Below are 19,845 nucleotides of genomic sequence, written 5' to 3' on the forward strand. Positions count from 1 at the left end.
TAACGCAATGACAATCACGTTACCCGCCGGCGCGCGCGAGCCCGACCACACCATTTCCGACGGCCTTCCAGCCGCACAGCGGCGCTGGGCCATTGCCGCGATCTTCACCGCGCTGGCGATGGCGTCGCTCGACACCGCGATCGCCAACATCGCGCTGCCCGCCATTGCCGGCGACCTGCATGTGAGCCCGGAGCAATCGGTCTGGGTGGTCAACGTCTACCAGATCGCGCTGGTGGCGACGTTGCTGCCGTTGGGAGCACTCGGCGAGATCGTCGGGCACCAGCGCATCTATCTCGGCGGCCTGATCCTGTTCACCATCGCCTCGCTGTTCTGCGCGGTGGCCTGGTCGCTGGAGAGCCTGCTGGTTGCGCGCACGCTGCAAGGGTTAGGTGCGAGCGGCATCATGAGCGTCAACACGGCGCTGGTGCGCTTCGTCTATCCCGGCCGGATGCTCGGCCGCGGCTTCGGCCACAACGCGCTGGTGGTCGCGACCGCCTTCACCTTTGGTCCCTCGATCGCTTCCGCTATCCTCGCGCTCGGCCCGTGGCCATGGCTGTTCGCCGTCAACATCCCGTTCGGCCTGGTCGCGATCGGCATCGGCTTTGCGATGCTGCCGAAGACGCCGCGCGCCGATCACGGCTTCGATTTTCTCGGCGCGGCCCTGGCGTCGGCCTGTCTCGGGCTGTTCATCACGGGCATCGGCAGTGCCGCGCACAATCTCTCACCGATGGTCGTGGGCATCGAGCTGGTCACTGCCCTCGCGCTCGGCTTCATCCTGACGCGCCGCCACGCCGACCATCCGGCGCCGATGCTGCCGATCGACCTGTTCAGCCGGCCGATGTTCGCGCTGTCGGCGGCGACCGCGGTGTGCTCGTTCGCAGTGCAGGGCCTCGCCTTCGTCTCGCTGCCGTTCTATTTCGAGGACGTGCTGGGGCGTTCGCAGGTCGAGACCGGCTTCTTCATGACCCCATGGCCGCTGGTGGTCGGCATCATGGCGCCGATCGCCGGGCGCCTCTCCGACCGGCACGCGGTCGGACTGCTCGGCGGCATCGGGCTCGTGCTGCTCGGCCTCGGCACGGCGCTGCTGGCGATGCTGCCTGCCAATCCTGCGATTCCCGACATCATCTGGCGGATGGTGATCTGTGGCATGGGATTCGGCTTCTTCCAGGCGCCGAACATGAAAGCGGTGATGTCGAGCGCGCCGCCACATCGCAGCGGCAGCGCCTCCGGCATCGTCGCCACCGCGCGCCTGACGGGGCAGACGACAGGGGCGGCGCTGGCCGCGCTCTGCTTCTCGCTGGCCGGTCACGACGGCGCAGTCGTGGCATTGGCACTCGGCGCCGGCTTCGCCGTACTCGGCAGCGTGATGAGCTTTTTGCGGCTGGCGGTGGAGTAGACGGTCAAGCCAGATGTCGGGCCGCCGTCACCTCGACTGTCGCGGCCGGAATGACAGTCTCCTCGTCGAGCGCAGCGAGGCGCTCATCGATGGCAGCGATGACCTTGCGCGAGAACGGCCCGAGATGCGCATAGGCAGCGATCATCTGCACGGCGATCCGCGCCGATGTTGTGTCGCGCTTGGCGCAGTTCATGAAGGTCTGCCACAGCGGCCCGCGCGCCTCGGGAAGGGCTGTGACCACCTTGTGCACCGTTTCCATCGCGCCGATCCGGGCACGGATATCGCCTTCCGCGAGCTCCTGGCGCTGGCGAGAGCGGTCGAGCAGCGTCATCAGTCGGTCGATACGCCTTGCATAGGCGGCCGGGCTGTAGATGTGCTCCAGCACGCGCTTGTAGTCCGTCAGAATGTCGCGCAATGGACGCACCGGATCGAAGTTGATCCCGGCGGTGCACTGATCCGCGCCGATGGTCGGCGCCAGGTCGTGGCCCGGATGCAACCGGCCCTCGCGCTCGAGGCGGCGCGTCAGCTGCGTGTTCGGCAAGGCATAGAGCAGGCCGACCATGCTGACCGGGATCGCTGCCTCTTCGATGAAGTCGATCATGGCATCCGCCATCGAGAGCTTCTCATTGTCGAAGCCGACGATGAAACCCGCGGTGACGAGCATGCCCGCGGCGTAGATCTTGTGGATGCTCTCGGCGATGTTGCGCCGCGTGTTCTGCTTCTTCCGCATGGCGACCAGCGTCGCCGGATCCGGACTTTCGATACCGACGAAGATGGCGAAGAAGTTCGCCTGGCCCATCAGGTTCAGGAGCTCGGGATCGTCGGCCAGATTGACCGAGGCCTCAGTTGACAATTCAAAGGGATAGCCGTGAGCACGTTGCCATTCGGCCAGCTGGGGCAGGAACAGCCGCAACGACTTCTTGTTGCCGATGAAATTGTCGTCGACAAAGTCGAGATGGCCGCGGTAGCCCATGGCATAGAGCCTGTCGAGCTCGACCAGCATTTGCTCGTTCGTCTTGGTTCGCGGCACCCGGCCATAGAGCTCGATGATATCGCAGAACTCGCAGGTGAACGGGCAGCCGCGGGAATACTGCACACCGAGATAAAGGTAGTCCTCGAACTTCAGCAGATCGAAGCGCGGCACCGGCGTCTTGGTGACGTCGGCCTGGAATTTCGGCGCAATGAAGACGCCGGAGCGTGCGCCACTGTCCCAGGCCGCGACGAATTCGTGGAGAACGCTTTCGGCCTCTCCGAGCACCTGGAAGTCGGCCCTCTCATAGATATGGGGGCTCGAGGTGGGATCGGGACCGCCCACGACCACCGGCTTGCCCGCGGCACGGCAAATTTCGATCAGGCGCAGCGTGTCGGCCTGCTGCGGCATCATTCCGCCGGTGAAGACGACGTCGGCCCAGGAAAGATCCTCGTCGCTGAAGGATTCCGTGTTGCAATCGATCAGCCGGACCGTCCAGCTCTCGGGCAGCATCGCGGCAACGGTGATCAGCCCCAAAGGGGCCGCGGGCCGCTTCACACCCAACACTTTGCAGGATTCGCCAAAGCTCCAGAAGGACTCTGCCGAGAACAGCGGATAGAGCATCAGGACTTTGCAAGGCTGCGGTACGTTCATGGAACCCCTTTTTGGCTGATTCCACTGTAGCAGAGCATTCTCGACTTGCACCCTGCCAAAAGGGACAAACTGTCGCTCTCGGTTCCGGGGGCGTCGGCGCGGAAGCCAGTAGACGTCGCTCCAAGCCATGCCGCGGGCGCCCGGGGAAGGAATCCCCGCCGGTTACCCCTCGGACTATTGATTTGAACGTTTCCAATTTGCCGGACACATTGCGCCGCTGAGTCCAGTCGGTGGATTGGGCCAATCAGGGGACTGCGATGGCAAACCTAACAATCAACGGAAAAACCTTCACGCTCGACGTCGAGCCGGATACGCCCCTGCTCTGGGCGATCCGCGAGAATGCCGGCCTCACCGGCACCAAATATGGCTGCGGCATTGCACAATGCGGCGCCTGCACCGTTCACATCGACGGCGTCGCCACCCGCTCCTGCGGGGTTTCGGTCGGCGAAGCCGCAGGCAAGAAGATCACGACCATCGAAGGGCTCGCCTCCGGCAACGCGCTGCACAAGGTGCAGGAAGCCTGGATTGCCCAGGACGTTCCGCAATGCGGCTATTGCCAGAGCGGCATGATCATGGCGGTGGCGGCGCTGCTGAGCGAGAAGCCGAAGCCGACCGACGCCGACATCGACGAGGCCATCACCAATATCTGCCGCTGCGGCACCTTCCAGCAGGTGCGCGAAGCGATCCACACGATCGCAAGCGCGTAAGGAGCCGCCACATGAACAAGCATGTCTCTCCCAGGATGAACCGCCGTGCCTTCGTCATCGGCACCGCCGCGGTCGGCGCAGGTCTCGCAATCGGCCTCGATATCCCCTTCGGCGGTCCCGCCGTGGTCCGCGCGGCCGACGGCTCCCCGGAGATCGGCGCCTGGGTCGTGGTCAGGCCCGACGACACCGTCGTCATCCGCATCGCCCGCTCCGAAATGGGCCAGGGCTCCCTCACCGGCCTTGCCCAGCTCGTCGCCGAGGAACTCGAATGCGACTGGTCGAAGGTCTCGACCGAATATCCGACACCGGGCCAGAGCGTCGCCCGCAAGCGCGTCTGGGGCGATTTCTCGACCGGCGGCAGCCGCGGCATCCGCTCTTCGCAAGACTACGTCCGCAAGGGCGGTGCCACTGCACGCGTGATGCTGATCCAGGCCGCCGCCGAGGCGTGGAAAGTGCCGGCGTCCGAATGCACGGCCGCCAACAGCGTCATTACCCACACGCCGTCCGGCAAGACCACGACCTACGGCAAGGTCGCCGAGGCCGCGGCCAAGCTGACGCCGCCGGCCGAGGTCAAGCTGAAGGACCCCAAGGACTGGAAGCTGATCGGCAAGGGCGTGAAGCGGCTGGACACCGCCGAGAAGACCACCGGCACCATGGTCTACGGCATCGATGTCAAGCTGCCGGGCATGCTGAACGCCGCGATCAAGGATTGCCCGGTGTTCGGCGGCAAGCTGAAAAGCTATGACGAAGCCAAGATCACCGGCATGAAAGGCGTCAAGAAGGTCGTCAAGGTCGGCGACACCGCGGTCGCCGTCGTTGCCGACACCTGGTGGCACGCCAAGACCGCACTGGAGGCGCTGCCGATCGTCTGGGACGAGGGCGACAACGCCAAGGTCTCGAGCGAGTCGATCGCGAAATGGCTGACCGAGGGCCTCGATAACGGGCAGCCGGCCTATGTCGGCAACAAGAACGGCGACGCGAAGGCGGCGATTGCCGGTGCCGCCAAAAAAATCGAGGCCGTCTACAGCTATCCCTACCAGAACCACGCCACCATGGAGCCAATGAACGCCACGGCGCTCTACACGGCGGACAAATGCGAGGTCTGGTGCGGCACGCAGAATGGCGAGGCAGCCTTCGCGGCCACGTTGGAAGCGTCGGGCCTGCCGGCGGAGAAGTGCGACGTGCACAAGGTGATGCCGGGCGGCGGCTTCGGCCGGCGCGGCCAGACCGACTATGTCCGCCAGGCCGTCTTGATCGCCAAGGAGATGCCGGGCACGCCGATCAAGCTGTTGTGGTCGCGCGAAGAGGACATGGCGCACGGCAGATATCACCCGATCACCCAGTGCAAGATGACCGGCGCGTTCGATGCCGACAACAATCTGGTCGCGCTGCACTACCGCCTGTCCGGGCAATCGATCCTGTTCTCGCTCCGCCCCGAAGCGCTGCAGAACGGCATGGATCCGGCCGCATTCCAGGGCGTCGCCCAGTCCGGCGAAGCCGCGTTCGGTTACTCCGTGCCGAACCTCCTGGTCGAGCATGCGATGCGCAACCCGCACGTTCCGCCGGGCTTCTGGCGCGGCGTCAACGTCAATCACAACGCGATCTACATGGAATGCTTCATGGACGAGCTGGCCCAGGCCGCAGGCCAGGACCCGCTCGAATTCCGCCGCAAGCTGATGGGCAATCACCCCAAGCATCTGGCGGTGCTCAATGCCGTGGCCGAGAAGATCGGCTGGAGCACTCCGGCGCCACAGGGCATCTATCGCGGCATCGCGCAGGTGATGGGCTATGGCAGCTATGTCGCCGGCGCTGCCGAAATTTCGGTGACCGACGGCAACAAGATCAAGGTGCATCGCATCGTCGCCTCCACCGATCCCGGCTACGTCGTCAATCCGGCCCAGGTGGAGCGGCAGATCGCGGGGTCCTTCGTCTATGGCCTCTCCGCGCTGTTCTACGGCGGCTGCACCGTCAAGGACGGCAAGATCGAGCAGACCAACTTCGACACCTACAATTCGATGCGCATCAACGAGATGCCGAAGGTGGAGTCGGTGATGGTGCCGAGCGGCGGGTTCTGGGGCGGTGTCGGCGAGCCGACCATCGGCGTCGCGGCGCCGGCGGTGCTCAATGCGTACTTCGCGGCGACGGGCAAACGCATCCGTTCGGTGCCGCTGCGCGACCAGAACATCACCTTCGCCTGAGAAACGCCGCGGCGGCCGCAATCGCCGCCGCGGCACACTTTCCGGACAAGACTCATGAATGCGCCGGTGACACGGCGGGATGCCGTCCTCGGCATCGCCGCTGCGGCCACATCATTCGCCGCCCCTACGATCCTGCGCGCGCAATCGGCGGGCCGCGTCGTCGTGGTCGGCGGCGGCTTCGGTGGTGCGGCGTGCGCGCGCGCGCTGAAGCGCGCGGAGGCAAACTTGCAAGTCATCCTGATCGAACCCAGTACCGTCTTCACCTCCTGTCCGTTCAGCAACGAGGTGATCGCCGGTCTGCGCGAGATCGACACGCAGCAGTTTGGCTATGACAAGATCGCCGCCGAGGGTGTCACCGTGATCAGCCAGGCCGTGACCACAATCGAGCCGCAACTACGCAGCGTCGTGACGGCCGATGGCGTTGCGCTGCCCTATGATCGTCTCGTCCTCTCTCCCGGCATCGACTTCCATTTCGAAGCTCTGCCCGGCTACGACGACGCCACATCCGAAAAGATGCCGCACGCCTGGAAGGCCGGCGCGCAGACGCTGTTGCTGCGTCGGCAGCTGGAGGCCATGCCGGACGGCGGCACCGTCGCCATTACGATCCCCGCCAATCCCTCGCGCTGTCCGCCGGCGCCTTACGAGCGCGCCAGCCTGATCGCGCATTACCTGAAAACGAAGAAGCCGCGCTCAAAGGTCTTGATCCTCGATGCCAAGGACAATTTCTCCCAGCAGCGACTGTTCGAGAAGGCGTGGAAGGAGCTTTACGGCGATATGATCGAACGCATCGGGCTGTCGCAAGGCGGCCGCGTGACCTCGGTCGACCCCGCGACCAGGACCATCGTCACCGAGTTCGGCAATTACACCCCTGACGTCGCCAACGTCATCCCGCCGCAGCGAGCGGGACGCATCGCCGAGGTCGCGGGCGCTGCGGATGCCACCGGCTGGTGCCCGATCGATCCCGTCACCTTCGAATCGAAACTCGTCCAGAACATCCACGTCATCGGCGATGCCTGCCTGGGCGGGGGCATTCCCAAATCGGCATCCGCGGCAAGCGCACAGGGCAAGGCCTGCGCTTCCGTAATCGTGAACCTCCTTGCCGGCCGCGCACCAGAAACGCCGCGATTAACAGGCGTCTGCTACAACATTGTCGCACCCGGCTACGGCTTTTCACTCGCCGGCAATTACCAGCCCAGGGGCGACATCTTCGCCGAGGTCGAGGGCGGCACGTCCAGCCCGGTCGATGCGCCGCGCGAATTGCGCGCCCGCGAGGCGACCGAAGCCGAGCACTGGTTTCAAACCATCACGGCAGATACCTTTGGCTAGAGCATTGGTCCATATCGCAGCGCTGATCGCCGCCAGTGTCGCCTTCGCCTGCCATGCGGGAGCCGAGGAGCTCCTGCCCTACAACGTCGCCGGCGACGGCATCGCGGAATCGCTCACCGGCGCGCCCGGCGATGCCGCGCGCGGGCGCGCGCTGGTGCTCGCGCGCACGACGACCTGCATCCTGTGCCATTCCGGCCCCTTCCCGGAGACCCGGTTCCAGGGCGACCTCGCGCCTGACCTCTCGGGTGCGGGGAACCGCTGGACGGTGAGCCAGTTGCGGCTTCGACTGGTCGATGCGGCGCGCTTCAACCCGAAGACCATCATGCCGTCCTATTATCGCACCGATCACCTCGTGCGGGTCGGGCGAAACTTCGTCGGCAAACCGATCTTGTCCGCCGCCGAGATCGAGGACATCGTGGCTTTCCTTGCAACGCTTCGGGACTAGGACTGTTCATGCCGACCACGCGACGACAATTCCTGAACCTTGCTGGAAGCGTGACGGTCGCCGGGACGCTCCCGATCGTCACGCTGCGGCCGCTCGAGGCGACACCGGCGATGCTCACCGCCGCGATCCGCAACGTCGTCGGCGAAGCACCTGTACGCTCCGGCAAGGTGAAGCTCGACATTCCGCCGCTGGTCGAGAACGGCAACACGGTGCCGCTGACCGTGAGCGTCGCGAGCCCGATGACGGCGGACGACTACGTCAAGAGCATCCACGTCTTCAACGAGAAGAACCCGCAGCCGAACATCGGCAACTTCCATCTCGGCCCCTCCTCCGGCCGCGCCCAGATCTCGACCCGGATTCGGCTCGCGGATACCCAGAAGGTGGTGGCGATCGCGCGTCTTTCCGACGACACGTTCTGGCAGGTCACGACGGAAATCGTCGTGACGCTGGCCGCCTGCACCGAGGAGATGAACTGATGGCCGCGCTCATCAACGTTCCCGCGAAAGCCAGACGCGGCGAAATCGTCGAGATCCGCACGTTGACCTCGCACATCATGGAAACCGGCTTCCGCCATACGGCGGACGGCGCGCTGGTGCCGCGCGACATCATCACGAGCTTCACGTGCCGCTACAACGGTACCGAGATTTTTCGCGCCGATCTCTTCCCCGCGATCGCGGCCAATCCCTATCTGTCGTTCTTCACGGTCGCGAAGGAGAGCGGCAAGTTCGAGTTCGAATGGATCGGCGACAACGGCTATTTGTCCAGCGCATCGGCGTCGATCACGGTCGAATGAGTTTTTGGCGCGCGATATCGGCCGCGGCGTTCCTCGCCACGGCCCCTGCCCTGCTCGCCGGCGAGATTCCGCCGGACTCGCGCCGCTCCGGCTATTCGTTCATGGGGCCCGACACCCGCGCGATGCAGGATGACGACACCTCAAATCCCGGCATGCTGTTCGTGCTCGACGGCGAGGCGTTGTGGACGAAGAAGACCGGCAGCGCCGACAAGGCCTGTGCGGATTGCCATGGCGATGCACGCGGCAGCATGAAAGGCGTCGCGGCGCGCTATCCGGCCTTCGACAAGGCGCTGGCGCGGCCCGTCACGCTCGACCAGCGCATCAATCTGTGCCGCAGCAATCATCAACAAGCACCGGCGCTCCCCTACGAAAGCCGCGACCTGCTGGCCCTGTCCGCCTTCGTCGCGCATCAATCGCGCGGCATCACGATCACGGCCGGCGACGATCCGCAATTGAAGCCATTCGTCGAGCAGGGCCGCGACCTCTTCATGCAGCGCGAAGGGCAGCTCAACCTTGCCTGCACCAATTGCCACGACGACAATTTCAACAACCGGCTTGCCGGCGCGCCGATCACGCAGGGACAGCCGACCGGCTATCCGCTTTATCGGCTGGAATGGCAGACGCTGGGATCGCTGGAGCGCCGGCTACGCAGTTGCATGACGGGTGTCCGCGCCCAGGCCTATGATTTCGGCGCGCCCGAGCTGGTCGCGCTCGAACTCTATCTGATGTCGCGAGCGCATGGCTTGCCGATGGAAACGCCGGCCGTGCGGCCCTGAATTCCACAGATTAGGACTAGGCAGATGCGCAACGGCCGCTAGTATCCGCCCAAATTGAGTCACAGGGAGGGACCTCAAGTGGTCAACCACAAAATCTCGCGTCGTACGCTATTGACCGGCACTGCCGCAGCTGGCGCGCTCAGCCTGACGGGATTGCCGGCGCGCGCCGAGGTGAACTGGAAGAAATACGCAGGGACCAAGCTCGAGGTGATCCTTGCCAAGGGCCCCCGCGGCGACAACCTGCAAAAATACGTCAAGGAGTTCACCGAACTCACCGGCATACAGGTCGAAGCGGAGCAGATTCCCGAGCAGCAGCAGCGCCAGAAGGTGGTGATCGAGTTCACCTCGGGCCGTCCGAGCTTCGACGTCGTCCATCTCAGCTACCACGTGCAGAAGCGGCAGTTCGAGAAGGCCGGCTGGCTCGCCGACTTGACGCCCTTCATGAAGGACCCGGCGCTGACCGCGCCCGATCTCGTCGAGAGCGACTTCTCGGCCGCGGGCCTGCAATATGCCAGGAACGACAAGGGCCAGATGCTGTCGCTGCCCTGGTCGGTCGATTATTTCATCCTCTATTACAACAAGGAGCTGTTCGAGAAGAAGGGCGTCGCCGTTCCCAAAACCCTCGACGAGATGGCTGCGGCCGCCGAGAAGCTCACCGATACCAAGGAAGGGATTTACGGCTTTGTCGGGCGCGGCTTGCGCAATGCCAACATGGCGATGTGGAGCAACTTCTTCCTCAATTATGGCGGGGAATTCCTCGACGCCAAGGGCAACATCCTGACCGATGGTCCGGAAGCGATTGCCGCGACCAAGCTGTATCAGACGCTCCTGACGAAATCGGCACCGCCCGGCGTCGCCGGCTTCAACTGGATGGAGTCGATGGCCTCGTTCACGCAAGGCCGATCCGCGATGTGGATCGACGGCGTCGGCTGGGCGCCACCGCTGGAGGATCCGGCCGCCTCGCGCGTTGTCGGCAAGGTCGGCTACACCGTCGTGCCCGCTGGCCCCAAGGGCCAATATTCCTCGACCTATGGCGACGGCATCGGCGTTGCCGCTGCGAGCAAGAACAAGGAAGCCGCCTATCTGCTCTGCCAATGGGTGGTCTCGAAAACCCAGGGCGCGCGGCTGCTGCAGGCCGGCGGCGGCGTACCGTTCCGCAATTCGATCCTCGGCGATCCCGAGGTCCAGAAGGGCGTCAAGACCAAGGAATGGCTGCAATCGGTGATCGATTCCGGCAAGATCAGCAAGCTGGGCCTGCCCGTCGTGATTCCGGTCGCCGAATTCCGCGACATCGTCGGCGCCGCGGTCACTGCGACCTTGTCCGGCGCCGATCCTGCCGCCGAGCTGAAGAAGGCCAACGATCAGTACCGGCCGATCCTGGAGCGTAGCGAGAAGGCGTGAGTGCGTTGACACAATCGACTCCGGGCGCGGCACAGTCTGATGCCGCGCCGGAGAAGGAGTTGCGGCCGCCGTCCTACTGGCCGTTCGTGGTCCCGGCGCTGGTCGTCGTGATCGCGATCATCATCTTTCCGTGGGTCTTCACGATCTGGATGAGCCTGAACGAATGGAAGGTCGGCTCGTCGACCACCTTCGTTGGCTTGTCCAATTATCTGCGGTTGACGAGCGATCCCCGCTTCATTGAGGCCATCGGACATACACTGGTCTACACCGCACTCTCCGTGCTGCTGCCGCTCGTGCTCGGCACGTTTGCGGCCGTAGTGTTTCACCAGAAATTCCCTGGCCGCGGCTTTCTGCGCGGCGTCTTCATCATGCCGATGATGGCGACGCCGGTGGCGATCGCGCTGGTCTGGACCATGATGTTCCACCCGCAGCTCGGCGTACTGAACTATCTGCTGTCACTGGTCGGAATCCCCGCGCAGCTCTGGGTATTCCATCCCGCGACCGTCATTCCCTCGCTGGTGCTGGTCGAGACCTGGCAATGGACGCCGCTGGTCATGCTGATCGTGCTCGGCGGCCTGGCAGCGATCCCGACCGAGCCTTACGAAAGTGCACAGATCGACGGCGCCAGCATCTGGCAGGTGTTCCGCTTCATCACCCTGCCGCTGATCATGCCGTTCCTGTTCATCGCCGGCATGATCCGCATGATCGATGCCGTGAAGAGCTTCGACATCATTTTCGCGATCACGCAGGGCGGTCCGGGATCGGCGTCGGAGACGATCAACATCTATCTCTACAGCGTCGCCTTCTCCTATTACGACCTCGGCTACGGCTCGGCGATCGCGGTCGTGTTCTTCCTGCTGATCGTTCTGCTCGCGGCGGTGATGCTTTATGCACGCCAACGCATGCTGTGGACCGAGATCGCGAGCGGCACATGAGTCCAAGGCAAATCATCGGCAAGATCGGCCTGTGGTTCTCGGTGTTCCTCATCGTGTCGCCGGCGATCCTGTTCTTTCTCTGGATGCTGTCGCTGTCGCTCAAATTCGAGATCGACAACGCCGCCTACCCACCGGTGTTCTTTCCCGAGCATGTCGCCTGGAAAAACTATGCCGACGTGCTCGCCTCCAACCGCTTTCTGACCTATTTCATCAACAGCCTGATCGTCACCGGCAGTGCGACGCTGCTTGCCCTGCTCGTCGGCGTTCCCGCCGGCTACGGCATCGCACGCATGGCCGCGCATAAATCCGCGATCGTGATCCTGATCGCCCGCATCACGCCGGGCCTGTCCTATCTGATCCCGCTGTTTCTCATGTTCCAGTGGCTGGGACTGCTCGGCACGCTGGTGCCGCAGATCATCATCCACCTCGTGGTCACGGTGCCGATCGTGATCTGGATTATGATCGGCTATTTCGAGACGACGCCAATGGAGCTGGAAGAAGCAGCCCTCATCGACGGCGCCACGCGCTGGCAGGTCTTCCGCCATGTCGCGCTGCCGATCGCCAAGCCTGGCATCGCGGTCGCTTTCATTCTCGCCGTGATCTTCTCCTGGAACAACTTTGTCTTTGGCATCGTGCTGGCCGGACGCGAGACACGCACCTTGCCAGTCGCGGTCTACAACATGATCTCGTTCGACCAATTGAGCTGGGGGCCGCTCGCGGCCGCCGCGCTGATCGTCACCCTTCCGGTGCTGCTGCTCACGGTGTTCGCCCAGCGACAGATCGTCGCCGGGCTCACCGCGGGTGCCGTCAAGGGCGGGTAGCTACTCCGCCGGTGCCGCGTGCATGTCCGCGTGCGGCATGTAGGACTCGCTCGCGCCGAGCCGGCTGGCCGCGAACAAACCGGCGGCCATCACGGCATAGGCGAACGCGACCGCGGGCGTGACGCCAAAGCCGCCGCCGATGCCGACGGCTTCGCCGTGCATGAAGCCGAAGTAGGTCAGGACCGCACCAACCAGGGCAAACGCCGAGGCCTTCTCGAAGTCGCGCTCGATGATGAAGACACCGATCGCACCCAGGATCAGGCCGCCGAGGATGGAGCCGCCGCCCATCACTTCGAGTCCGTGATAGAACACGCCCTGCTGAGGCAGTGCTGCGATCGCCGCAGCCTTGACCGCGTCGGCCTTGTCGGCGGCCATTCCGCCGACGGTCGCAGCCGCGTTCATGGTCGAGCCCAGCATGGTGTCGATCTGGAGCTTGGCCCAGGCGGCCAGATGCGGCGTCAGCGCCAGCACGATCGCGGGCGCGTGCTTGACCGGCGTGGTCTGGAACGCCTGCGCGCCGATCAGCATGCCGATATAGAGCAAGATTGGCGAGATCGCGACGACAGGGACCAGCGCCAGCAGCACCGAGATGATGCCGAACCAGGCCAGCACCACCACCATGATGCCGGTCGCAGCCGAGTAACCGATGCGGCCGCCCATCGCCTTCCAGCCGGGATGGCCGATATAGACGGCGTTGATGAAGGGATTGCCCATCAGGCAGCCAATCAGGCTGACGATTCCGTCGGCGGTGAGCACGCGCGTGGTCGGATATTCGTCGCCGGCGGCCTCCGCGCTCTCGACATTGTCCATGGCCTCGACGAGATCATAGATGCCGAACGGAATGGCGGTAACCAGAATGATTCCGAGGAATTCGAAACCGGAGAAAACGTAGCCTACCGCCGGGATCGGCACCGAGAAGCCGAAATTGGCAAAGGCATCACCGACGCCTTTGACGCTCAGTCCACCGAGACCGAGGCCGAACAGGTTCGAACCCCATGCGATGACCATGCCCACCGCGATCGCGACGAGACCGGCGGGAATGCCGCGCCAATATTTCACGCCACCGAACCAGCTCACCAGAATGATGGCGAAGCAGACCAGGCCAATCTGCGGAGTCATGTACATTTCGAGCGCCGGCCGCATCGAGATGAAGGTGACGGATACGCCGGCGAGCGTACCGAGCAGCGCCGCGCGCGGTGTGATTTTTCGAATGAACGGCGCGATGAAGCCGCCGATCATCAGGATGAAGCTCTGGAAGAACACCCAGACCAGGCCCGCCGACCAGCCCTTGAGCGGATCGCCGGTCTTGATCGTGATCGGCAGCATGATCACGAAGGTGACGATGAACATGTGCGGTACGCTGACGCCTGACGGTAACGCACAGACGTCGTTGCGGCCGGTCGTCTGTGCCAGACGATAAGCGAGGAACGCGTAGTAGAAGGTGGAAAGGCACATCATCAGCCCGAGTGCGGGAAGGATGCGGCCGAACACCAGTGAGTCGGGCATCTTCAACACGAAGCGCAACAGGCCTGTGAGCACCAGCATGTTGACGAGGATGTTGGTGCCGAAGCCGAAAAACGCGTTCCAGTCGCCCGGTGTCCATAGTGCTGGCTTGAACTCGGAGGTGCCGGCCGTCCCTGTCGTGCCTGTGCTCATCGTGATGCCCCTACGCTGATGTGGAAATCTTCATCGCCTCCAGAACCGCGGCTGAGCTTGCAACCCAGCCGAAGATGCCGCCCTGGGCCTTGATCATCTTCAAGCCCATCTCGTGAAATTCGGGGAAGTAGGATGCGCAGCCGTCCGAGATGACGATGCAGCGATAGCCGCGGTCATTGGCCTCGCGCACGGTGGTGTTGACGCACACCTCGGTGGTGACGCCGCACACCAGCAGATTCTCGACGCCGTATTTCTCCAGCACGTCGGTGAGCTCGGTGGCGTAGAACGCGCCCTTGCCGGGCTTGTCGATCACGATCTCGCTGTCGAGCGGGTAGAGCTCCGGGATGATGTCGTGGCCGGCCTCGCCGCGAATGAGAATGCGGCCCATCGGACCGGGGTCACCGATGCGCAAGGATGGCGCGCCGCGCTCGATTTTCGCCGGCGGCGCGTCGGAGAGATCGGGCAAATGGCCCTCGCGCGTGTGGATCACCAGCATGCCGGTATCCCGCGCCGCCTTCAGCACCGCACCGATCGGCTTCACCGCGCGCGCGAGCTGGCTGACGTCGTTGCCGAGCGTCTCGCCGAAACCGCCGGGCTCCATGAAATCGCGCTGCATGTCGATGATCAGAAGCGCGGTGGCCGACCACTCGAGCTTGACCGGCTCCGGTTCGGCGCTGATGACACCCAGTGTCGGCTTGGTCGAGTTCAACATGACTCAAGGCCCCCCACGAGAACTCCCTCTGCAGGAGTTCTGCAAGCGCCATGCCATTGTGTACAATGACGATTGGGCGCGGGCGGCCGAGAAAATTGCTGTGGTGTCAGGAAGTTAGGAAATGGACCGACGCCTGCTCATTCGCTGTGCGACGGCTTTGCGACGCGCAATTGCCTAGAGGATGAGCGGCGGCAACCCTATCCGCCGTCATTCCGCCCGGCCCCGTACAACTGCCGATACTCCTCCTCATACGGCGCGTAGGAATCCTTCAGCGTCGCCATGTTCAGCAACATGGTCGCCACCACCGAATTCGTCTTGTCGAACACGCGCGTCTTCACCCAGGCGCTCTCGGTGCGTCGGCTGCCAGAGAGCGCGACAACCTCGCGCTCGACGTCGTACTCCTCATCCACAAAAAGCGGGCCCCTCACCAGCCTGATCTCCTGGTCGGCGAACAGGCCGACGGCCGGGCCCTTGGCCGGGAGAGGATCGTCCTTGGAGCGGTATTGGAACAGCACGCTCAGCATCTCCATCGGGATGATGGGCTTGCGCCACGGATTGTCGCCGCTCGAATAGTAAGGCGAGGTCTCGGTGATCACCGCGAGCTTCTGGCGCAGAGAAAACGGATAGAGCTCGCCCATGGTCTGGTCGAACGCCATCCGCACCGCCTGCCGCCGGCTCGTCTGCGCCACCTTGACGTCGCGCAGGATCACGGGATCGGTCAGAGGCTTGAGTTCGCCAAGGCGCGCCTCCAGCGCGGTTGCGGCCTGCGGTTCTCCGACCGAAGCCGTGCCGCGCAGCACCTCCGTGCCGTCGCGCTTCATCATGTGGATCTGGCACTGGCTGGTGCCGGGCAACGGCTTCGACAGGATCGCCTGCACCGCCTCGCCTTCGTAACAGACGCTGCGGTAGTGCGCGGAGAGGCATCCGCTCTCGAACCAGACCTGTCCCCACAAACGCGCGCCGAGCGGAGCAAACTGGCTGAAATGGGTCGGGCCCTCGATGGTGCCGCCCTTGAAGCCGAGCTTCTGCGCGGTGGCGTCGTCGTGGATCGAGGCGTGCGCGTCGTAGGTTTGGGATTGCAGCATCTGACGCGGCTGACGCCACGGCCCGATCAGAGCGCCGTCGGTCTCCGTGATCTCGGTATCGAACACTTGTGCCGTCATGGTGTCCTCCGCAAGCAAGCCATGACTAGCAGGAGCGCCACGGATGCGGCCAGCGATATTGACTTCGCCTGTGCATGCCCTTGACTGTCACAATTCGCGTCGCGCAGCCGCTCCTCCCTCCCGCAGCGCAAACCCCAAGTCGAATAAGAGCCGACCAAGAGACGAGGACTTCCGAATGACGCTGATGCAGGTCGAGCTGGACGACAAATACCGGCTCGAATCGAAGCGGATCTTCCTGTCCGGCACGCAGGCGCTGGTCCGGTTGCCCATGTTGCAGCGCGAACGCGATCGACTTCAGGGCCTCAACACCGGCGGCTTCATCTCGGGCTATCGCGGCTCCCCGCTCGGCATGTACGACCACGCGCTGTGGCGCGCGAAGTCATACCTCCAGCAGCACGACATTGCCTTCGTCCCCGGCCTTAATGAGGACCTAGCGGCGACCGCCGTCTGGGGCAGCCAGCAGGTCGGCCTGTTTCCCGGCGCCAAGGTCGATGGCGTGTTCGGCATCTGGTACGGCAAGGGGCCCGGCGTCGATCGCTCGGTTGACGCGCTCAAGCATGCGAATGCCGCCGGCACCTCGCTGAATGGCGGCGTACTCGCGCTTGCCGGCGACGACCATGGCTGCCAATCCTCGACACTGGCACACCAGAGCGAGCAGGTCTTCGCAGCGGCGCTGATCCCCGTGATCAACCCGGCGACGCTGCAGGATTATCTCGACCTCGGCCTTTACGGTTTTGCGCTGTCGCGCTTCTCCGGCTGCTGGGTCGGCTTCAAGGCGATCAGCGAAACCGTGGAGAGTTCGGCCTCGATCTACAGTGATCCCGAACGCATCCAGATTAAGCTCCCCGACGATTTCGAGATGCCGCCCGGCGGCCTCAACATCCGCTGGCCCGATCCGCCGCTGGACGCAGAGAGGCGCCTGTTCGGCCCGAAGATGGCGGCGGTGCAGGCCTTTGCGCGCGCCAACCAGCTCGACCGCATCGTGCTCGACTCCAGGCCGGCACGGCTCGGCATCGTCGCGACCGGTAAGGCTTATCTTGATCTGCGGCAGGCGCTGGCCGATCTGGGCATTTCCGACAAGGACGCGGAGGACCTTGGCCTGCGCATCTACAAGGTCGCGATGACCTGGCCGCTGGAAGAAAGCGGGGCCAAGCGCTTCGCCGAAGGGCTTCAGGACGTGCTGGTGGTCGAGGAGAAGCGCGGTTTCATCGAAGACCAGCTGATGCGCATCCTCTACAATATCGATGCGTCCAGGCGCCCAACCGTTACCGGGAAGCGCGACGAACGCGGCGCGCCGCTATTGCCGAGCGAGGGCGAGCTGACGCCGACCATCGTTGCATCCGCACTGGTGGCGCGGCTGCGCAAGCTCGGCCACCACAGCCCAGTGCTGGAGCAGCGCCTCGCCCGGCTCGAGGCCTTCGACACTCCTGTTCCGGCTTCCGGGCAAATCAAGCTCGCGCGCACGCCGTTCTTCTGCTCGGGTTGCCCGCACAACACCTCCACGCGCGTGCCCGAGGGAAGCCGAGCCATGGCCGGCATCGGTTGCCACGGCATGGCTCTGAGCATGCCGACGCGCCGCACCGATCTGATCTCGCATATGGGCGCCGAGGGCGTGAACTGGATAGGACAAGCGCCCTTCACGACCGAGCAGCACATTTTCCAGAATCTCGGCGACGGCACCTACACCCATTCCGGGCTGCTCGCCCTTCGCGCGGCATCGGCCGCCGGCATCAGCATCACCTACAAGATCCTCTACAACGACGCCGTCGCGATGACCGGCGGCCAGCCGGCCGAGGGCGGCTTCAACGTCGCCCAGATCGCGCATCAGGTCTGGGCCGAGGGCGTCAAGCGGCTCGCGATCGTCTCGGACGATCCGACCAAATACCCTGACACCAACTACTTCCCGCAAGGCGCGACCGTCCATCATCGCCGCGAGCTCGACGCCGTGCAGCGCGAGCTGCGCGACATCAAGGGTCTTACGGTCGTGATCTACGACCAGACCTGCGCCGCGGAAAAGCGCCGCCGCCGCAAGCGCGGGCTCTATCCGGATCCCGCCAAGCGCGCTTTCATCAACGAGCTCGTCTGCGAAGGTTGCGGCGATTGCTCGCAAGCGTCGAACTGCGTCTCGGTGCAGCCGCTGGAGACCGAGTTCGGCCGCAAGCGCCAGATCGACCAGTCGAACTGCAACAAGGACTTCTCCTGCGTCGAGGGTTTTTGCCCGAGCTTCGTCACCGTGCACGGCGGCACGCTCAAGCGGATCAAGACCTCGGCGGTGGATTCAGGCCAGTTGTTTGCCGACCTGCCGCTGCCACCCGCGCGTGAGCTGGACGCATCCTACAACATCCTCGTCACCGGCATCGGCGGCACCGGCGTCATCACCATCGGCGCGCTGCTCGGCATGGCCGCCCATGTCGACGGCCGCGGCTGCTCGGCGCTGGACTTCACCGGCCTGTCGCAGAAGAACGGCGCGGTGATGAGCCATGTGCGCATCGCCGCGAAGCCGGAAGACATCTCCGCGGTCCGGATCACGACGGGCGGCGCCGACGTCATCCTCGGCTGCGACATGATCGTCTCGGCCGGTCCCTCCGCGCTCAGTCGCGCCGAGCGCGGAACGACGAAAGCGTATATCAACGCCGACCTGCAGCCGACCGCGAGCTTCGTGCAAAACCCCGACCTCGATTTCGAGATGGGGACGATGCAGACCGTGCTGCGCGACGCCGTCGGCGACAAGAACCTCGACATCATCGATGCCACCGGCATTGCCTCGGCACTGATGGGCGATTCGATCGCGACAAATCCCTTCATGCTCGGCTTCGCCTTCCAGAAGGGCGCAATCCCGCTGTCGCTGGAAGCGCTGCTTCGCGCCATCGAGATCAACGGCGCCGCGATCGAAATGAACAAGCTCGCCTTCACCTGGGGACGCCTCGCCGCCCACGACATGTCGCGGGTGCGGAGCGTGCTGCAATTCAGGAGCCGAACCTCCGCGCCGACAAAGTCGCTCGACGACATCATCGCAACGCGCGCGGAGTTTTTGACCGGCTATCAGGACAGGGCCTACGCCGATCGCTACCTCGCCGCCGTCGCCAAGGTGCGCAAGGCGGAAGCAGCAACCTCGCCTGCTAGCACGGAGCTGACCGAGGCTGTCGCGAAAAACCTGTTCAAGCTGATGTCCTATAAGGACGAATACGAAGTCGCGCGGCTTTACACCGATGGCAGCTTCTCCAAGAAAGTCTCGGAGAAATTCGACGGCGACTTCAAGCTGAAGTTCTATCTGGCCCCGCCGATCTTCGCGCAGCGCGACAAGACGACGGGACACCTCCAGAAGAAGGAATTCGGCGGCTGGATGATTCACGCCTTCCGCCTCCTCGCCGGGCTGAAGTTCCTGCGTGGCGGCGCGTTCGACCCGTTCGGCCGCACCGAGGAGCGCCGCACCGAGCGGAAGCTGGTCGCGGATTATTTCGACATGATCGATCAGCGCATCGCCGGGCTGAAAGCGGAGCAGATCCCGCTGCTGACGAGGCTCGCGCGGCTGCCGGAGACGATCCGCGGCTTCGGGCATGTCAAGGAAGCCAACATCAAACTGGCGGCGGCGGAGAAGGCGCGGCTGGAAGCAGAACTGGAGAACAGCCGCTTTGCTGCGGCTGCGGAGTAGCGGAAGACTGGCGCTACATTCTCGGTGTCATCGCCCGCGAAGTGTTTAGACCGGACAGATCACTGACAGGTGTTCGGAGACATAGCTGACACTTCAAACTGGGCTGGAATGGTCGATTCGGGAGGCCTTCCATGCCCTGGAACGAGGTGTCGGTGATGGATCAGCGACGGGAGTTTGTGCGGCTTGCGTTGCAGGAAGGGGCGAACCGGCGGGAGTTGTGCCGGCGGTTCGGGATCAGTC

Annotated in this window: 16 protein-coding genes; 12 read left to right on the forward strand and 4 right to left on the reverse strand. The window is 64.3% G+C overall.

The annotated features are described in order from the left end of the window. Positions 1 to 7: 7 nt before the first annotated feature. Positions 8 to 1,396, forward strand: coding sequence for an MFS transporter (locus ACIPUD_RS35315; protein ID WP_018457152.1), 1,389 nt, complete (start codon positions 8 to 10; stop codon positions 1,394 to 1,396). A gap of 4 nt (positions 1,397 to 1,400) precedes the next feature. Here ACIPUD_RS35315 and ACIPUD_RS35320 read toward each other — a convergent pair whose 3' ends face one another. Beyond that, positions 1,401 to 3,020, reverse strand: a complete 1,620-nt coding sequence (locus ACIPUD_RS35320; RefSeq protein WP_018457153.1) for a B12-binding domain-containing radical SAM protein — start codon at positions 3,018 to 3,020, stop codon at positions 1,401 to 1,403. Positions 3,021 to 3,277: 257 nt separating this feature from the next. On the opposite strand from ACIPUD_RS35320, the gene ACIPUD_RS35325 reads away from it, so the two are divergent. From ACIPUD_RS35325 to ACIPUD_RS35370, 10 genes are all read left to right on the forward strand, one after another. After that, positions 3,278 to 3,727 (forward strand): (2Fe-2S)-binding protein, encoded by a 450-nt coding sequence (locus ACIPUD_RS35325; RefSeq protein WP_007594050.1) that lies wholly within the window; start codon positions 3,278 to 3,280, stop codon positions 3,725 to 3,727. 11 nt (positions 3,728 to 3,738) lie between these two features. After that, positions 3,739 to 5,925, forward strand: a complete 2,187-nt coding sequence (locus tag ACIPUD_RS35330; RefSeq protein ID WP_085352085.1) for a xanthine dehydrogenase family protein molybdopterin-binding subunit — start codon at positions 3,739 to 3,741, stop codon at positions 5,923 to 5,925. 54 nt (positions 5,926 to 5,979) lie between these two features. Beyond that, positions 5,980 to 7,251, forward strand: a complete 1,272-nt coding sequence (locus ACIPUD_RS35335; protein WP_446482483.1) for an FCSD flavin-binding domain-containing protein — start codon at positions 5,980 to 5,982, stop codon at positions 7,249 to 7,251. Further along, the gene (gene soxX, locus ACIPUD_RS35340; RefSeq protein WP_247367075.1) at positions 7,244 to 7,696 is read left to right on the forward strand and encodes a sulfur oxidation c-type cytochrome SoxX; all 453 of its coding nucleotides are present in this window, start codon (positions 7,244 to 7,246) and stop codon (positions 7,694 to 7,696) included. Before ACIPUD_RS35335 ends, soxX begins: the two co-directional genes overlap by 8 nt. A gap of 8 nt (positions 7,697 to 7,704) precedes the next feature. Beyond that, complete coding sequence (locus ACIPUD_RS35345) at positions 7,705 to 8,172, forward strand: SoxY-related AACIE arm protein (RefSeq protein ID WP_026233314.1); 468 nt, start codon at positions 7,705 to 7,707, stop codon at positions 8,170 to 8,172. Further along, positions 8,172 to 8,489 (forward strand): thiosulfate oxidation carrier complex protein SoxZ, encoded by a 318-nt coding sequence (gene soxZ / locus ACIPUD_RS35350; RefSeq protein WP_018457158.1) that lies wholly within the window; start codon positions 8,172 to 8,174, stop codon positions 8,487 to 8,489. Before ACIPUD_RS35345 ends, soxZ begins: the two co-directional genes overlap by 1 nt. Then, a complete protein-coding gene (soxA, locus tag ACIPUD_RS35355) occupies positions 8,486 to 9,265 on the forward strand; it encodes a sulfur oxidation c-type cytochrome SoxA (RefSeq protein ID WP_446482484.1) in 780 nt (259 codons plus the stop codon). The genes soxZ and soxA overlap by 4 nt, the downstream gene beginning before the upstream one ends. A gap of 78 nt (positions 9,266 to 9,343) precedes the next feature. Next, complete coding sequence (locus tag ACIPUD_RS35360; protein WP_026233315.1) at positions 9,344 to 10,666, forward strand: ABC transporter substrate-binding protein; 1,323 nt, start codon at positions 9,344 to 9,346, stop codon at positions 10,664 to 10,666. Then, a complete protein-coding gene (locus tag ACIPUD_RS35365) occupies positions 10,663 to 11,601 on the forward strand; it encodes a carbohydrate ABC transporter permease (protein WP_018457161.1) in 939 nt (312 codons plus the stop codon). The genes ACIPUD_RS35360 and ACIPUD_RS35365 overlap by 4 nt, the downstream gene beginning before the upstream one ends. After that, positions 11,598 to 12,422, forward strand: coding sequence for a carbohydrate ABC transporter permease (locus ACIPUD_RS35370; protein ID WP_204510551.1), 825 nt, complete (start codon positions 11,598 to 11,600; stop codon positions 12,420 to 12,422). Before ACIPUD_RS35365 ends, ACIPUD_RS35370 begins: the two co-directional genes overlap by 4 nt. Here ACIPUD_RS35370 and ACIPUD_RS35375 read toward each other — a convergent pair whose 3' ends face one another. From ACIPUD_RS35375 to ACIPUD_RS35385, 3 genes are all read right to left on the reverse strand, one after another. Continuing rightward, positions 12,423 to 14,078, reverse strand: coding sequence for a regulator (locus ACIPUD_RS35375; protein ID WP_085362231.1), 1,656 nt, complete (start codon positions 14,076 to 14,078; stop codon positions 12,423 to 12,425). A 10-nt stretch (positions 14,079 to 14,088) separates the two neighbouring features. Then, the gene (locus ACIPUD_RS35380; protein WP_085352077.1) at positions 14,089 to 14,790 is read right to left on the reverse strand and encodes a cysteine hydrolase family protein; all 702 of its coding nucleotides are present in this window, start codon (positions 14,788 to 14,790) and stop codon (positions 14,089 to 14,091) included. 197 nt (positions 14,791 to 14,987) lie between these two features. Then, positions 14,988 to 15,953: a hypothetical protein gene (locus ACIPUD_RS35385; RefSeq protein WP_446482485.1), complete on the reverse strand. Its 966-nt coding sequence runs from the start codon at positions 15,951 to 15,953 to the stop codon at positions 14,988 to 14,990. Between the two features lie 175 nt (positions 15,954 to 16,128). On the opposite strand from ACIPUD_RS35385, the gene ACIPUD_RS35390 reads away from it, so the two are divergent. Continuing rightward, a complete protein-coding gene (locus ACIPUD_RS35390; RefSeq protein ID WP_085352076.1) occupies positions 16,129 to 19,605 on the forward strand; it encodes an indolepyruvate ferredoxin oxidoreductase family protein in 3,477 nt (1,158 codons plus the stop codon). Positions 19,606 to 19,845: the final 240 nt, after the last annotated feature.

This window comes from Bradyrhizobium sp. CAR08, from assembly GCF_052871955.1.

Excerpts from the sequence above, each read along its gene's own strand:
- ACIPUD_RS35370 (WP_204510551.1), top strand. The coding sequence starts at position 11,598 with ATGAGTCCAAGGCAAATCATCGGCAAGATCGGCCTGTGGTTCTCGGTG.
- ACIPUD_RS35385 (WP_446482485.1), bottom strand. The coding sequence starts at position 15,953 with ATGACGGCACAAGTGTTCGATACCGAGATCACGGAGACCGACGGCGCT.
- ACIPUD_RS35380 (WP_085352077.1), bottom strand. The coding sequence starts at position 14,790 with ATGTTGAACTCGACCAAGCCGACACTGGGTGTCATCAGCGCCGAACCG.
- ACIPUD_RS35325 (WP_007594050.1), top strand. The coding sequence starts at position 3,278 with ATGGCAAACCTAACAATCAACGGAAAAACCTTCACGCTCGACGTCGAG.
- ACIPUD_RS35315 (WP_018457152.1), top strand. The coding sequence starts at position 8 with ATGACAATCACGTTACCCGCCGGCGCGCGCGAGCCCGACCACACCATT.
- ACIPUD_RS35345 (WP_026233314.1), top strand. The coding sequence starts at position 7,705 with ATGCCGACCACGCGACGACAATTCCTGAACCTTGCTGGAAGCGTGACG.
- ACIPUD_RS35375 (WP_085362231.1), bottom strand. The coding sequence starts at position 14,078 with ATGAGCACAGGCACGACAGGGACGGCCGGCACCTCCGAGTTCAAGCCA.
- ACIPUD_RS35390 (WP_085352076.1), top strand. The coding sequence starts at position 16,129 with ATGACGCTGATGCAGGTCGAGCTGGACGACAAATACCGGCTCGAATCG.
- soxA (WP_446482484.1), top strand. The coding sequence starts at position 8,486 with ATGAGTTTTTGGCGCGCGATATCGGCCGCGGCGTTCCTCGCCACGGCC.
- soxZ (WP_018457158.1), top strand. The coding sequence starts at position 8,172 with ATGGCCGCGCTCATCAACGTTCCCGCGAAAGCCAGACGCGGCGAAATC.
- ACIPUD_RS35330 (WP_085352085.1), top strand. The coding sequence starts at position 3,739 with ATGAACAAGCATGTCTCTCCCAGGATGAACCGCCGTGCCTTCGTCATC.
- ACIPUD_RS35335 (WP_446482483.1), top strand. The coding sequence starts at position 5,980 with ATGAATGCGCCGGTGACACGGCGGGATGCCGTCCTCGGCATCGCCGCT.
- ACIPUD_RS35320 (WP_018457153.1), bottom strand. The coding sequence starts at position 3,020 with ATGAACGTACCGCAGCCTTGCAAAGTCCTGATGCTCTATCCGCTGTTC.